The sequence below is a fragment of the Armatimonadota bacterium genome (genome assembly GCA_018268395.1).
Lineage (GTDB): Bacteria > Armatimonadota > Fimbriimonadia > Fimbriimonadales > Fimbriimonadaceae > JAEURO01.
In genome coordinates this window covers 335,614-349,995 of record JAFDWQ010000003.1, presented here as the reverse complement: position 1 = coordinate 349,995, position 14,382 = coordinate 335,614, and the positions used below count along the sequence as shown (strand labels likewise).

The window sequence follows — 14,382 nt, the reverse complement described above, 5'->3', positions numbered from 1 at the left end:
GGGAGTTTGGCGCAAGCGCGTTCCGTCCTATGGGATTTTTGCCTGCCAGACCTGTCGACTAACCGCCGCCGTCCCCTCCCTCGGAAGCGGGCACTCTCCAGAGCGATTTTTTCTCGGCCGTCACGGACGCCGAACCGTTACCCTTGGCTTGGAATCCCGCGGCCCCGTCCTTTCCGAAGAGGTCGATCTGTCCGTCTTCCGCCGCTCCTTTGACCTCGAACTTCTGGACCCCGTTCCTGCCGTAACCTGAAATCCTGCCGCCCTCGGCCGGTCCATCGATCCGCAGTCGGGCCTCGCCCCGGGCATCGTTGACCTGGAACCGGCCCCCGTCGTTCGAGGACGTCAGGACCGCACCGTCCTTCAGTTTCAGGGTCGACGTCCGGCCGTCGAACGTCAGTTGGAGGCCGGCTTCGCTACCGGAACCGAGCTTGACCGACGTCGATTGGCCTTGAAGCGAGACCTGGCCGCCGCCGTCGCCCGAGAGCAACACGCCCGGTCGCCCCCTCTGGTCGAACAGGGCGATGGACGCGGCGCCGTTCGTAGAGCCGATGAACCCGATCGTCCGGTTTTGGCCCGTCACCATGCGAAGGCCACCGTCAGGGATGAACAGCACGTTTTCCGTCCGGACCTGTTGGTTCGGGCTGTTCGGGGGCACGACGTACTGCGCCATCGCGGGCGTGGGCCCCGTCCGGGCAAGGTAACCGCCCACCGTACTGCCGACGAGCGTGACGGCACAAAGTGCTAGGAACTGGTTTCTGCGCATATGGAACATGACGTCCCAGACGGCCCAAGGGCATGCAGGACAGGTAAAAGGATCGAGTGATCCTTATCGCCGCCTTGGCCCTGCAGACGAACCACTTCGTCGCTGCGGCCCCGTTCCCCGCCCTCCCGTACGTCACAGTGGACGAGCGGTACGCCGGCGATATGGTCGCGGACGGAGTCTGCAGAAAGTACGGCCTCCAGGGCCGCGTCCTCTGGATCGACGGAAGCGCGAACCTGAGCGCCCTGTCCAGCGACCACCGGATCCGGGCGCTGGTCGCCAAGATCAAGGACGTCGGCTTCAACACGGTCGTCTACGACGTCAAGCCGATCGTCGGCCGCACCGTCTATCCGAGCGCCTTGACCCGGCAGATGACGCGGTGGAAAGACCAGACGATGCCCGAAGGCTACGATCCGGTCAAGGCGATGCGCGCCGAGACCCTCGCCGCCGGGCTGTCGTTCTTCGTCAGTTTGAACGCGTTCTGCGAGGGCCACCAGTACGCCAAGCGGGACGAAGGTAAGGCCGACAGTCAGTTCGGCGACGCAGGATGGGGTTACCGACATCCTGAACTCCAGTCCGTCGTCTATTCGGCCACGCCGGCCGAAGAACTCCGCTCCGGTCTGCGCGGATCGAACGCGACGTTCGCACCGACCTCTGAAGGTCAAGACCAAATCCCGTTGATGATGAACCCCCATCATCCAGAAGTCCAGGCCCGGGTCTTGGCGTTCGTCAAAGAAGTCGCGTCCCGGTACCGACCGGACGGGCTTTTGTTCGACGACCGCTATCGGTTCCACGGCTTGGACGCCGACTTCAGCGATTACACGCGGGCGAAGTTCGAGAGGAAAATCGGCCGAAGGCTCGTCTGGCCGGACGACGTGTACCAGACCACGTTCTCAGGCGAAACCAAAGGCATGAAGCCCGGCGCCTTTTTCGACGATTGGCTCGCCTGGCGCGCCGACGAACTGGCGTCCTTCACGCTGCGCGTCCGACAGACGCTCAAAGAGGCCAGCCCCGCCACGCGGTTCGGCATCTACGCCGGTTCATGGTACGGCGACTATGCCAAGTACGGTTCGAACTATGCCTCCGACGCCTTGGCCGCCGGGTTCCCGTTCCTGACGCGAAAATACCGGCAAGCCGGTTTCGCGAAGAACCTGGACGTCCTGATCACGGGCTGTTATTACCGCGTTCCGACGATGTTCAGAGCCTTAGAACAGGGCCAGCCGATCGGTCGGACGGTCGAAGCCGCAGGCGTCGTGAGCAGCCGCGTCGCCCGAGACCAGTGTTGGGTGTACGCCGGAATCCAGCTCGCCGACTTCAAAGGTGACGAAGACCTCGTCGCGCGCTCGCTTCAAGCCGCCGCTGCCACGACCCAAGGGATCATGGTCTTCGACCTGTCTCACGGGATCGATGCCTATTGGCCTCTATTCAAGCGGGCTTTCAAGCACCCCGCGGCTGCACCGCACAGCGTCAACGGCCTGATCCAGGACGTCCGCGCGCGTCGCGAGCGTCGCGACGCCGAGAAACGGTACGACAAACCGTTCCCGATGTTCGAAGGCGCGCCCGGCGCCGGGTTCTGATATGGCAAAGCCGAGCCCACTGGCCCGTATCGACGGCATCCTTGCGAGCAGGTCGCCGCTGGCGGTCGTCTTCCGCCGCGGCCCGAGCAAACTCACCCAGCTCCTTGTCTGGGACACGGATACCGATAGCGTCGCTCCGGGCCAGTGGATCCGCGGGCGGGTCTACACCAAACGGTGCGACGTGAGCCCCGACGGACAGCTCATGGTCGGCGCGTTCACCAACTACTCCTCGACCCGGCAACTGGCGGACAAGATCGTCAGCAAATCATGGGAAGAATGTGGATGGACGGCGGTCAGCCGGCCGCCCTACTTCTCTGCGATCGCACTGTGGTTCACAGGCAGTGAATGGAACGGCGGAGGAGTGTGGCAAGAGGACGGCAGATTGTCGCTCAACGATCCCCCTGGACTCTGGAAGGAGGCCAAGGCTCCCCCCTCGTGGCTTAAGGCCCGCCGGATGTCGCTCGGCGGGTCCGAGGACGAACCGGTCTTCACCACGAGGTTACAGAGGCACGGATGGGACGTCGTTCGAAAACTCAAGGTCGAGATCCTTAACCCCTCATGGAGCGACGTCTCCAAGAAGCTCCTGAACGTGCTGGAAGGCCTCCTCGATCCTCGAAAGCAAGCGAGCCTGGATCCGGACCAGGTTTCGTCCTTGCTCGAAGACAGCGTCCCAAGGTGGCGGACCGACGCGGCCGGCCTCATGGTCAAGTCGTTTGCGAACGGCCGTCTCGAGCGTCATTCATGGCACGACCGTGGCGTCTGGAAAGCCTTGGACAGCGACGGACGTGAGCGGCTGTCCCTTGCCGAACGGACCTTTGAATCGCGGTGGCTCGATGTCGACCACCGAGGACGGGTGATCTTCGGCGACAAAGGCTGTCTGTGGGCTTGGGACGGTTTCCCTGACGGGTCACCGACCCTCGTCGCTGACTTGAACGCGAACACGTTTGAGAACGTCCCTCCACCCGAGTGGGCCGTCTCAAGGGAGCGCGGCGCCCGTTAGTCCTTGCGGTACGGACGGCACAACGGGTCACCGATCACGACGTCCTTCCACTTCGCCACGAGTGAGGCCGCGTAGAACGATTCGGCCAGGTTCATGCCCTTCGTATAGCGCTGGAACAGGATCTCGGGTCGTGCCAGCGCGAACGTGTACGGCTCGCTGACGTAGCCTTTGACGCCCGTCACGCCTTGCTTGATCAGATCCGTGATCTGGCTCTGACCTGGTTTTCCCGGCTCGAACGACCGCCCGCTCGTCGACACGAACGTTTCTGCCAGCGCGCCCGGCAAGAACTTCAACTTGTGATACGTGACTTCGCTGAACCCACTGTCGTTGCTGCCCCAACTGCAGTAGCCCATTAGGGCCTCGCTCGGGGCCACGAACGCGTTCGTCGATTCGAGGGCCGCCTGCCAGCCGCCGCTGCGAAGGTCTTCGCACGCCTTCTCCAGCGCCTTGTTCAACACGGAATAGCCTTCCGAGTTGCGGTTTCCCGCCTGGTCGAAGAAGAAGGGACCCCTCGCCGACTTGGCGGCCAAGGCGTTGTCGATCAACCGCTTCGCGTCGGCCACGGTCGGCCCATCAAGCCGCGTCACCAGGTACATCCCCCTGAACTTCGTGCTCTCGAACGGCTCTTCGGAACCGAAGTACGGGTTCATCGACTTCTTGACCCCTTCTTCCGTCAACTGGCTGATCGTGCCGAACGGCAGGTTCATCCCCGCTAACAGCGCGTCCGTCGCGGCACCTCCGTCGTCGTTGATCCGGATCGGGACGCCCTTCGTCATCACGATGTAGTCGATCCGCCGACCGAGCTTGCCGATCGCTTCCTTCACCGGTTTCTCGATCGACTTGTAGTAATCGTCGTAAGGGATGTTGTCCGTCGTGACGGTTTTGACCTTGATCACGTTCTCGGCCGGGACCGCCCGCTTCGTGCGGTAGTAGCCCGCGACCTCTTCGCTGTCCGTGCTCCCCTGGTTGACCACCACAACGACGCGCGACGCCTCTTCCTTGTCCCGTTCCGTGAAGACGACGGGCGGCTGACAGGCGACGCAGGCAAGAAGGGCGGTCAACATGATGATCGGGGGAAGACGCACGTCGGTCTCAAGAATGCAGACGTATCCGGCGCGCGGATCGTGCCCTTAGGCCGTCACCGCGCCCAAACGGTCCCGTACCCGCACGAACGCGTCCAACGCGTCCTTCAAGTCTTGGTCGGTGTGCGCCGCGCTCGGCATCGTCCGGATTCGGGCCTTGCCGCGACCGACCGTCGGATAGACGATCGCCAGCGCGTAGACCCCCTCGTCCCACAGCATCCTCTCCGCATCCTGAGCCGCCTTCTCGTCCCCGAACATGACGGGAGTGATCGGCGTTTCGCTGCCCATCGTGTCGAAGCCTGCATCGGCCAGCATCGCCTTCCACTTCTTCGCGTTGTCCCACAGCTTGCGCATCGGCTCCGGGTCGTTCTGCATGACGTCCAGCGCCGCGATCAGCGCCGCCGCCACCATCGGCGGGTGCGCGGTCGAGAAAAGGTACGGGCGACCTCGGTTGATCAACCATTCTTTCAGCTTCGCCGAGCCCGCGATGTAGCCGCCGACCACACCGAGCGCCTTGCTCAACGTCCCGAGCTGGATGTCGACCCGGCCGTAGAGGCCGAAGTGCGAGGTCGTCCCCGCCCCGCAATCGCCGAGCACGCCCGAAGCGTGGGCGTCGTCGACCATGACGAAGGCGTCGTACTGTTCGGCCAAGCGGACGATCTCCGGCAACGGCGCGATGTCGCCGTCCATGCTGAAGACGCCGTCGGTGATGATCATCTTCTTGGCGAAACCCTTGGTCTGCGCCCGCTTCAGGCAGTCCTCGAGCGCGTCCATGTCCTTGTGCGCGTAGACCCAACCTTCGCTCTTGCGGTATTCGGCCGGGCTCAAGCGCACGCCGTCGATGATCGAGGCGTGGTTCAGTTCGTCGCTGATCACGACGTCCTTGTCGGTCAGCACCGCGGGAATGCAGCCGCTGTTGGCGGTAAATCCGCTCGTAAAGACGAGGACCGCCTCCACGTGCTTGAACGACGCCAGGCGCTCCTCCAGCTCGTCGTGGACGCGCATCGTGCCGCCGATCCACCGCACCGCACCCGCGCCGACGCCCCACTTCTCGACCGCGTCCAGCGCCGCCTGCCGCACCTTCGGATGGTTGGCGAGGCCGAGGTAGTTGTTGCTGGACATGTTGACGACCTCCTTGCCGTCCATCCGCACCCGCCCTCCGGCCGGGGACTCGAGGATGCGCGGGGTCTTGTAGAGGTGCTGGTCGCGGAGCTTCTGGATCTCGTCGCCAAGCCAGTTCTGCAGCGTCGGGTTCACGCGATTAGTTTAGTCGGGAAAGGGGATCAGGGGGTGGGGAGTCGATCGTCCGGGGCCCCTCGCCCCTCCGGGGGAGAGGGGTTGGGGTGAGGGGTCGATCCACCCCTGATGCAGATCATGGTGCCGCTATCGGAGGAGGTGGCGCAAGGCGACGGAGGCGATCAGGGGCCGACGGTCGGGAGTCGGGAGTCGGCACCCGAGACCCGACTCCCGACACCCGCTCTACGCCGCCTTCTTCTTCGTCCCGCTCCCACCCGCTTCCAGCGCGAGCGTGACTTGACCGGCGTTGATCGGTTGCAGGTCGGTCGCCTGCCCCGTCGCGACGTTGACGAAACGGTACGCCGCGGCATAGTATCCCGGCGGCACCGTCACGTCGAAGCTGAGCGTCCCCGGCACGAACTGTACGAAGCCCTTGCTCCGGTAAGCGCCCTTTTGCGCATGGCGGTTCTGCGCCGGAAGGCGCTGCATGAGCAACTCGGTCCGCGTGTTCAGGCTATTCGGCGCCGACCCGGTGAAAGTCGCCTTGCCGGCCGAATAAGCGACCGTCACGGCGATGCTGTCCCCGTAATAGGACGCCGCAGGCGGGGCGGTCGGCACCGTTCCGGTCGGAGTGACCTGCAAGAACTTTGCGGCCAACTCGACAAAGGCGTCGACTGCGGTCTTCTTCGGTTTGCGCCCCGTCGGAGGGTTCTCCACGACCTGCGTCTGCGCATAGAGCTCCCATGCCGCCGCTTGGGCAGGAGTGAGGTTCTTATAAGCGACAGCGGCCTTGCGAAGGTTCGTACGGACGGCTTGCTGCGCGGGAGTACTCGGGTTCGCAGGTGTCACGCGCGGCCTTATGTAATAGCCGTCGCGCCCTTTGACGATGACGAGAGTGCCTGCCTTACCTCGTAAGGACTGGAAGGCGACGGACAGTTCGGCGCGTGCTATGGCGCACCTCCTTCGGCTCGTTTCATGTTGTTATCCGTTACGGGCCTCGGGAACGGTTTGCGGACCGGTATTCCCTCGGCCCGCAAGATAGAGTTTTGGAGCGCTTTAAGCGGTTCGTTAGGGCGAATGCGAAAAAGCATGAAGATTCTTGTCCCTCAGGCGAATGTGGCCACCCGTCGCTTGCCCCTTCCGTCGTAAGACCTGTTCGCGAAGGTTTGGGCAAGCACCCGGGATCGTCCCGATCAACCCGGTCGCTCGACAAAGGATTCTGACGGGTGGCCCGGTCTGGCAACGCGCCGTGACGAGCCTTTCGAGCGCACTTGTCCCGTTGCAGACCGGGTCAAGGACGTCACCACGGGTCGCGTCCCAGGACGTCCGAGCCCGCTGAGGACCAAGGATAGTCTTCCGGACGGGAAGCCAGGGCCTTGCGGCGGGTGGCCCCACCAAAGGGTGACCTCTTGACAGGTGGCCAGGACAAAGAGGGACGGGCGTGCCGCCTTGTCCTGGACGCGGCGCGACTGCCCCGTTGACGCGGTCCTGCGGACAAGGACAGAAACGCTCGCTCGGTCCACGAGCCATGCCTAGGGCAGAACGGAGCGTTTTGTCCTTGCCACCCGCCGGTCCGGCGGAGTGAAACGTGGACACCGTTGCCAGACCGGGCCAACCGTCAAGCGGGGAGAGGGAGACCCTTGGGAGCAGGCCGACAAGCCTCCAGACTAGGTCGGATCCTTGTCGTCACCGCGAGGACTTTGGAGTCTGGAGGCAGCAAAGGGTCAATCGGAGGGCGGTCGCGCTTTGCGATCCTTCGCATCTTTGACACTCTGCGGGAAACGTGCGGAAGCGGCCGCGACGGAGCGTGGCCCTCCACATCGGAGTCTGGCGGAAGATCCTGATCCGCCGAGGGCGGAGTTCGGAGATATTGAGACATGACTTAGCCACCCTTTTTGGAATCGGCCAACAGACCTCTCCATCGTTGGACATACTCGTCGATTCCCTCGAGCTCCAATACCCCTTCCTTCGCTTGCTCGCGGGCAATGACCTTGCATCCTAGACCCTGCAAAGTCGAGCCGTACTTCTCCCAACCCTCGATCTGGCCGGTGGCCAAGGTTTCAAGGCTTCTTGGTTCTCCCTTTCGCAATCTGTGGTCGACGGCCCAGGCGGCCATAAGCGTGTTCATAAAGCTGAAGCGCGGCCCGTTGCTCGTCTTGAACACGCTTACGGCTAATTCCCCTGGCCTGCCTTCTGGCGAAGACAGTTGAAGTCCTGCGGCCGCGCTTCCGCCATCGTCCTGAAGTTCGAGGCCTCGCGCCGTGTTCCGTGTCAGTACAGGGTTCAGGGCCTCTCGGCAGATCGCGGTGAGGCTAGCGGCCGTATAGCCGTTCGCTTTGATCTCTTCTTCCCAGACGTAGGGCAATATGCGGTTGCCGTCCCCCGACTGCAATGCTTCTACGACGGCTTTCGCGTCCAAAGTCAAAGGCCTTGGCCTTCTCGCCACGACGACCCAAAGCACGAGAGAGGACGTGACCAAAAGCACAACGACGCAAAGTGCCTGCCGCCGCTTTTTGTCTGCAATCAGAGAACGGACCGTGGTCTTCAACGACGTTTTCCGATACGGCGACCAAACCTACGGAGAGCACCGTCCGACCACACCGTTGCAGAGCCTGGTCGAGTACTCCAGTCTTGAAGCCGACAGTGCGCCTGTCCCACCTCCGCACCAAGACCAATTCACGCAAGTTCCATAATAATACGTGCACTGGCAGCAAGCGTCCATGCTCTGGTAGCACGTGTCAGCCGTTGGGCCCCACACCGTTAGGTCGCACCCAAGAGCACAGTTATATCCTACGCAGTTGTTCGGAGGCGTCGACGGTGCAAAACTACCGCTACCCCAGTTGCAGAGCGCTATTGAGTTCGCTGCTATGGCTAATGTCGCCGCTAGGACGCTTGTCATCTTTGTTAAGTATTTCATAGTGTTCACCTTTTGGGTCGATCTGTCGCGGGTGGTCTCACTCCCATGCCTCGTACCGGGCCAAGAGCCCTTTTGTCCATTGCCTTCGTACGTGCCCGTCCGCATAGATACCCAGGCCGAACCTGCTCTCAAAATAGCAATCAGTACAAGAATCTTCGACGTTTTGACTGTCGTCGACCAAGAGGACCGGGTTCCCGCCGGTTCGTGAATTGTGCGTCATCCAAGGACTTTCACCACCCTTCCCTTTCGATGAGGCAGCGTCATGCTCCGAGGGGAACATCTGGATATAGACTGCATATTTGCTGCCGGGCTTTGGCGTACCGCCCGTCTTGAACATGTCCAATGGATAGCGGTAGGGCGTAAACCTGAATATGGCTAAACTCTGTGGCAATCCGATTTGTGATGGCCCGCCCTGAAAGTCGTGGTCGATCTGGTACAAATAGAGTGCCTGCTGAAACTGCCTCATTTGTGCCGAGCTCTTTGAAATGATCGCTGATCTCCTGGCCTTTGCGAAGACCGGCATGAGGACTGTGAAGAGTAGAACGAGCACCGTCAAACATGTGACTACCTCCAACAATGTGACGCCGTGCCTAAACTTGGAGCCATTGATCGTTGTCACGAGGCACGTCCAATACATTTCTCGTCAGCGCTCCGTTGCATGCGCACAAGCGTTCCGTCGATGTATTCATACCAACGTCCGACCCAGAGGGCGTTGAGCGAAGTTGTAAGATCAAGGTGCGGATCGGCGATCAGGCGCAGCTTGGCATTGACTGAGCGCAGCGCTTTGGGAACCTCCTGTGGCGTGGCGGAGAACACCAAAACGATTTGATCGAACGCTTTGAAGGGCAACACGGTCGGATCAACGGCATTTAGGCTGCAAGAGGTGCAAGCTCCCGCATAGACGACGAGCACTTTGCCTTGTGCTAACCCGATCCCTCGATTGTCGACGTCGTGGCCGGGCAATGTGATGCGTGAACCAATCCGTGGATCTCGGCGAAGGTCGCCCCCCCCCGCCGCCCGCAGTCGACTCTCTGTGTAAAGATCGCACGAAAGCTTATACAGTGCGCCCAACGAAGCTAAAGCTCCTATAACCCCTAGCACCGTGTACGAGGTATAAGCCACATATTCACTGTATCACAGATTCTGCAATTTGAGGTCTAGATTTCGTTTCCTCCACACTCGGCTCACCACCTCCCCTCGCGTTCGGACTTCTCACGAATTGCTGCCTCCAGACTCCGGACACCACCTCACACCGCGCGCCGCCGAACCTAGTCTGGATGCTTCGTCCGCACCGACTCCAGGCACGCTACCAGACAACCCTGCTCCCGCGGCCGGCCTACGGAAGCGTCCCGTCCTGCCCCCTGTCCGTCGAAACACGCCATTTTCCCCGGTCTTTCACCGCTCCTTCACGCATGCTTCACGCATCCGCATGCGTGAAGCATGCGTGAAGGAAGGCCGCACCACTGCAGAAAGCGGCTTGCTGCGCCGAAGATCAAGGTCAGGATGGCGCGGGCGACGACAGGAGTCCTCTTCGGCGGGTTGACGGGGAAACCCGGCACGGTGGTCTTGGTGCGAGGGCCGTCGGGCGCGGTCTACGTACGGCCAAGGATCACGCCACGGAACCCGCAGACCCCGGGCCAGAGGGCCGTGCGCGAGGCGATGTCTCGGGCCACCCGCATTTGGCGGGAGCTCACTCCGGCCGAAGCCGAGGCTTGGTCCGCCTATGCCCGCGGGCTCGACCGTTCCCTCGGCCCGACCGAAAGCGGCGCCGCCCGACGGCCCCACACCGTCTTCTCCGGGCTCGCAGTCAAGTTCCTCCAAGTCGACCCGGACGGCGACGTCCCGCGCCTGCCGCCCGGCGAAGGTTTTACAGGCGACGCGGTCGTGGTCACGGTGGCCCCCTCATCGGTCGCCGCAGAGGATCCGTGCACGAGAGAGCGGGAGGAGTCCGGAGCCCGCTCCCCGTGTGCAGGTGACGGCTTGGGCAAGGAAGGAGAGGAGGAGTCCGGAGCCCCCTCCTCGTGTGCAGGGGATGGTTCGTGCCCCGAACATGAGGAGGGGGTTGGGGGTGGAGCCTGTGTCCGGCACGAACCGTCCGGTCCCCAAGCGGGCCCGGATCTCCCTCCCCTAGCCCCTCCCTCATGTGTCCGGCACGAACCATCCGGTCCCCACGAGGGAGGGGGAGCGGGAGTGGTCTTCTCCACCAACGCGCCGAACGGCGCCGATGTCACGACGGAGCTGCTTCTTCAGCCGGTCGGATCGCTCCATTCGAAGGGCACGCCGGCGCTGTTCCGGACGAAGGGTTTCCACACCTTCACCTCCGGGTCCCTCTCGGGGACCGTCGCGGTGCCCTCAGGGTGTTACGCCTGTGCGGTGCGCTTCGTCCGCCCGTCGACAGGGCAGAGCTCGGCGCTCGTGCCGGTCGGAACGGTACGGGTGTAGGGTGCTTTCCGCCTCACCCCTCGACCCGTAACCGATAGCCCACGCCAGACTCGGTCGTCAGGAGCTTGGGGCGGGCGGGGTCGCGCTCCAGCTTGTGCCGCAATTGGGCCATGTAGACGCGCAGGTAGTGCAGTTCGTCGGCATAGGCCGGGCCCCAGACCTCGGTCAGCAAATGGCGGTGTGTCAGCACCATCCCGGCATTGCGGACGAGGCACGCGAGCAGCCTGTATTCGATCGGTGTGAGCTTGACCTCGGACCCGTTCAAGAAGACGAGGCGGGCGGCGAGGTCGACCCTCAGGCCCTCGGCCTCGAACAGGGGCTCCGGCTCGGCGCCTTTCAACCGAGCGGCGTGGCGCCGGGTGACGCGGATGCGCGCCATGAGCTCGCCCACGCCGAACGGTTTGGTGAGATAGTCGTCTGCTCCTGCGTCAAGGGCGGCGATCTTGTCCTTCTCCTGGCCTCTGGCCGAGAGCACGATGATCGGCACGTCGGTCCATTCGCGGAGCCTACGCGCGACTTCCAGTCCGTCCATGTCCGGTAGACCGAGATCGAGCAGAACGACGTCGGGATTGGCGCGGGCGACGATGCGCAGCCCCTCCTCGCCCGTCTCCGCTTCGAAGAGTTCGATCGACTCCGCACCGAGTCCCGCCTTGAGGAAGCGCCGGATCTGGACTTCGTCGTCGATCACGACGACGCGCACGGGCTCAGCCATGTGGCACCTCGGGCGGTTGACCGTCGACAGGCAGCCCGATCCGGAAGACGACGCCGCCGCCACTCCGGTCCAGAGCCGTAATGGTCCCGCCGTGAGCGTCCACGATCGCTTTGCAGATCGCCAGACCGAGCCCGAATCCTTCACGGTTCGGACCCTTCTGGAAGCGTTGGAAGAGGCTGTCCGACGCACCGCCCTCGATTGAAGGGCCGTCGTTGGCGAACTCCACCTGGACGCCCCCCGGCGTTCGCGAGCCGTGGATCCACACGTGGGTCGTGGGCAGGGTGTGACGGGCAGCGTTCTCCAAAAGGTTGACGAAGACCTGTTCGATCAGGACGCCGTCCACTTCGATCAGCGGCATGTCGGGATCGAGTCCCACACTGAGAGGACGCGGGCCAAGAAGGGGTTCGGTGCGCTCGACCGCAGAACCGACGAGTTCCTCGAGCGACTGCCATTGACGGTCGAGGACTACGGTACCGGACTCCATTCGGGTCATGTCGAGCAGGTTTCGGACTTGCCGTTCCAGGCGGTTGGCCTCGGTCAGCACGGCATCGGCGAGCTCCTTGTCGCGACCGAGGACCGAGGGGCTCGAAGCCAGGCTCTCCGCGGCTCCAGCGATGACGGCGAGAGGCGATCGGAGGTCGTGCGAGACCGAACTCAGCAGGCTGTTCCGAAGCCTTTCCTGCTCGACGGCGATGGAGGCTTCGTGAGAGTCTTTGGCCAGGTTCGTGCGCTCGATCGCGACCGCGAGTTGGCTGGCGATGGCTTCGAGAAGGTGGCGTTGTCGGGGATCCTCGCCTGCCACGCTCGTCTGAAGCGCCATCACGCCGACGCACCCTGACTCTGCATTGAGGGGGACATAGAGCCCCTCGGCCCCGGAAAGGGTGTCGGTCCCCCGGCCTGCCCGGATGCCGTGCTCCAAGACCCACTCGGCGACGACCGTTTCGTTCGCGGCCTTCTCGAAGCCGGACCTCGACTCGGGAGCCGGGAAAAGCTTGCCTGTCGAACGGCTCCGGACGAGAACGGCGACGTCGCATCCGAGGACTTCGCGGACTTTGCCTGCGGCATAATCGCCGATCTCGTGGCGGCTCCGGGTGCTCGAAAGTTTGCGGCTCAAGTCGTAGAGCGCGGCGGTGCGGCGTTCCCGGTCGGATGCGGCCCCGGACTGATCGCGCAAGCGCGAGGTCAGGCTGCTGACGAGCACACCGACGACCAACATGACGACGAAGGTGAGAAGGTACTCGGCGTCGTCGACCGCGAACGTCCATCGTGGAGGCACGAGCGTAAAATCGAACGCCAGCACGCTCAGAAGCGATGCGACGACGGCGGCTGTCCGCCCGTGCCTGGCCGCGACGAAGACGACGCCGAGCAAGTACAGCATCACGTGGTTGACGAGCGAGAGGCCCCCTGCCACCAAAAGGTTGACCACGGTCGCCAATGCCGTCACGACGACCGCGGTGGCAAATCCTTGCCAGTCGTGCCTTTCGGTGCGCGGAGCCAACCGGATCGGCGTACCGAGGTCGTCGCCGCCCGTAATGACGTGGACGTCGATGTCCCCGCTCGCGCGGACGATGGAGGCGACGACGGATCCGAAAAGGAACTCTCTCCATGGGGGTCGGACGGGCTTTCCGACGACGATCATCGTCGCGTTGTGCTCTTGGGCCGCGCGGACGATCTCCGCCGCGATGTCCTGCCCGCTCAGCATCAGCGTCTCGGCGCCCAAGCTCTCGGCAAGCCGGACGGCTTCGGACGCGAAGAGGCGGTCGCGGTCGGACAGTGCGGCTTGTCGAGGACTCTCGACGTACACGGCGATCAGTCCGGCATGGAGGGCGCCCGCCATCCGCTTGGCCGCCCTGACGATGCGCGTCCCCATCTTGTTCGGAGCGATACAGACGAGGATGCGCTCGTTGGTCGCCCAAGGCTGGACCGATCCTTCTGCGGCCCTGGCCGTCCGGACGTCCAGCTCCACGCGCTCTGCGGTGTGCCGGAGGGCGAGTTCTCGGAGGGCGAGCAGGTTCGGTCGCTTGAAGAAGTGCGTTAAGGCGTGTTCGACCTTCTCTGGGACGTAGACTTTGCCTTCCCTGAGCCTCTGGACGAGTTCTTCCGGCGGGATGTCGACGAGTTCGACCTCATCGGCCTGAGCGACGAGGGCGTCCGGGACGGTCTCGGCGACGCGGATCCCCGTGATCTGCGCCACTACGTCGTTCAGGCTTTCGAGGTGTTGGACATTGACCGTCGTAGCGACATTGATGCCGGCCCGAAGGAGTTCCTCGACGTCCTGCCATCGCTTTTTGTGGCGGCTCCCCGTAGCGTTGGTGTGGGCGAGCTCGTCCACGAGAAGCAGCGACGGCCGGCGAACAAGGGCCGCGTCCACGTCGAACTCGTTGAAGGTGACCCCGTTGTGCTCAAGGCCTTTCAAGGGCATCCGTTCAAGACCGTCGGCCATCGCCTCCGTTTCGGCGCGACCGTGCGGTTCAAGGTATCCGATGACGACCTCGACGCCCCGCTTCCGGTCCTCTTGCGCGGCTTGGAGCATGCTGTACGTCTTGCCGACGCCCGCAGCCATTCCGAGATAGACCTTCAGTCGGCCCCGTTTGGCCCGGGCTTCTTCGTGGCCCAGCCGTGCCAAGAGAGCATCGGGGTCCGGTCTAGCGCGCAT

At 63.4% G+C, this 14,382-nt stretch carries 12 protein-coding genes; 3 read left to right on the top strand and 9 right to left on the bottom strand.

The annotated features are described in order from the left end of the window. Positions 1-58: 58 nt before the first annotated feature. The gene (locus tag JST30_07100) at positions 59-763 is read right to left on the bottom strand and encodes a hypothetical protein (protein MBS1714090.1); all 705 of its coding nucleotides are present in this window, start codon (positions 761-763) and stop codon (positions 59-61) included. Between the two features lie 56 nt (positions 764-819). Between JST30_07100 and JST30_07095 the strand changes: the two genes are divergently transcribed. Together JST30_07095 and JST30_07090 are read left to right on the top strand one after the other, a co-directional pair. Further along, the gene (locus JST30_07095; protein ID MBS1714089.1) at positions 820-2,337 is read left to right on the top strand and encodes a family 10 glycosylhydrolase; all 1,518 of its coding nucleotides are present in this window, start codon (positions 820-822) and stop codon (positions 2,335-2,337) included. Between the two features lies 1 nt (position 2,338). Beyond that, positions 2,339-3,337 carry a hypothetical protein gene (locus tag JST30_07090; protein MBS1714088.1) on the top strand — a complete coding sequence of 333 codons (999 nt, stop codon included), beginning with the start codon at positions 2,339-2,341 and terminating at the stop codon, positions 3,335-3,337. Here the strand turns inward: JST30_07090 and JST30_07085 are convergent. The 6 genes from JST30_07085 to JST30_07060 form a co-directional block, all read right to left on the bottom strand. After that, a complete protein-coding gene (locus tag JST30_07085; GenBank protein ID MBS1714087.1) occupies positions 3,334-4,422 on the bottom strand; it encodes a TIGR03790 family protein in 1,089 nt (362 codons plus the stop codon). The two genes, JST30_07090 and JST30_07085, sit on opposite strands and share 4 nt — an antisense overlap. Before the next feature lie 45 nt (positions 4,423-4,467). After that, positions 4,468-5,676, bottom strand: a complete 1,209-nt coding sequence (locus tag JST30_07080) for a glycine C-acetyltransferase (protein ID MBS1714086.1) — start codon at positions 5,674-5,676, stop codon at positions 4,468-4,470. A 222-nt stretch (positions 5,677-5,898) separates the two neighbouring features. After that, complete coding sequence (locus JST30_07075) at positions 5,899-6,504, bottom strand: hypothetical protein (protein MBS1714085.1); 606 nt, start codon at positions 6,502-6,504, stop codon at positions 5,899-5,901. Positions 6,505-7,537: 1,033 nt separating this feature from the next. Continuing rightward, positions 7,538-8,020 (bottom strand): hypothetical protein, encoded by a 483-nt coding sequence (locus tag JST30_07070; protein MBS1714084.1) that lies wholly within the window; start codon positions 8,018-8,020, stop codon positions 7,538-7,540. A 589-nt stretch (positions 8,021-8,609) separates the two neighbouring features. Beyond that, positions 8,610-9,128: a hypothetical protein gene (locus tag JST30_07065; protein ID MBS1714083.1), complete on the bottom strand. Its 519-nt coding sequence runs from the start codon at positions 9,126-9,128 to the stop codon at positions 8,610-8,612. A 59-nt stretch (positions 9,129-9,187) separates the two neighbouring features. After that, positions 9,188-9,484, bottom strand: a complete 297-nt coding sequence (locus tag JST30_07060) for a hypothetical protein (GenBank protein MBS1714082.1) — start codon at positions 9,482-9,484, stop codon at positions 9,188-9,190. Between the two features lie 528 nt (positions 9,485-10,012). Between JST30_07060 and JST30_07055 the strand changes: the two genes are divergently transcribed. Beyond that, positions 10,013-11,014: a hypothetical protein gene (locus tag JST30_07055; GenBank protein MBS1714081.1), complete on the top strand. Its 1,002-nt coding sequence runs from the start codon at positions 10,013-10,015 to the stop codon at positions 11,012-11,014. A gap of 13 nt (positions 11,015-11,027) precedes the next feature. Here JST30_07055 and JST30_07050 read toward each other — a convergent pair whose 3' ends face one another. Both JST30_07050 and JST30_07045 read right to left on the bottom strand, forming a co-directional pair. Then, complete coding sequence (locus tag JST30_07050; GenBank protein MBS1714080.1) at positions 11,028-11,726, bottom strand: response regulator; 699 nt, start codon at positions 11,724-11,726, stop codon at positions 11,028-11,030. Further along, positions 11,719-14,382, bottom strand: a complete 2,664-nt coding sequence (locus tag JST30_07045; protein MBS1714079.1) for a sensor histidine kinase KdpD — start codon at positions 14,380-14,382, stop codon at positions 11,719-11,721. Before JST30_07045 ends, JST30_07050 begins: the two co-directional genes overlap by 8 nt.

Coding starts and splice junctions, on each gene's coding strand:
- JST30_07100 (MBS1714090.1), bottom strand. CDS start 763: ATGCGCAGAAACCAGTTCCTAGCACTTTGTGCCGTCACGCTCGTCGGC.
- JST30_07090 (MBS1714088.1), top strand. CDS start 2,339: ATGGCAAAGCCGAGCCCACTGGCCCGTATCGACGGCATCCTTGCGAGC.
- JST30_07055 (MBS1714081.1), top strand. CDS start 10,013: ATGCGTGAAGGAAGGCCGCACCACTGCAGAAAGCGGCTTGCTGCGCCG.
- JST30_07050 (MBS1714080.1), bottom strand. CDS start 11,726: ATGGCTGAGCCCGTGCGCGTCGTCGTGATCGACGACGAAGTCCAGATC.
- JST30_07045 (MBS1714079.1), bottom strand. CDS start 14,382: ATGCGCGCTAGACCGGACCCCGATGCTCTCTTGGCACGGCTGGGCCAC.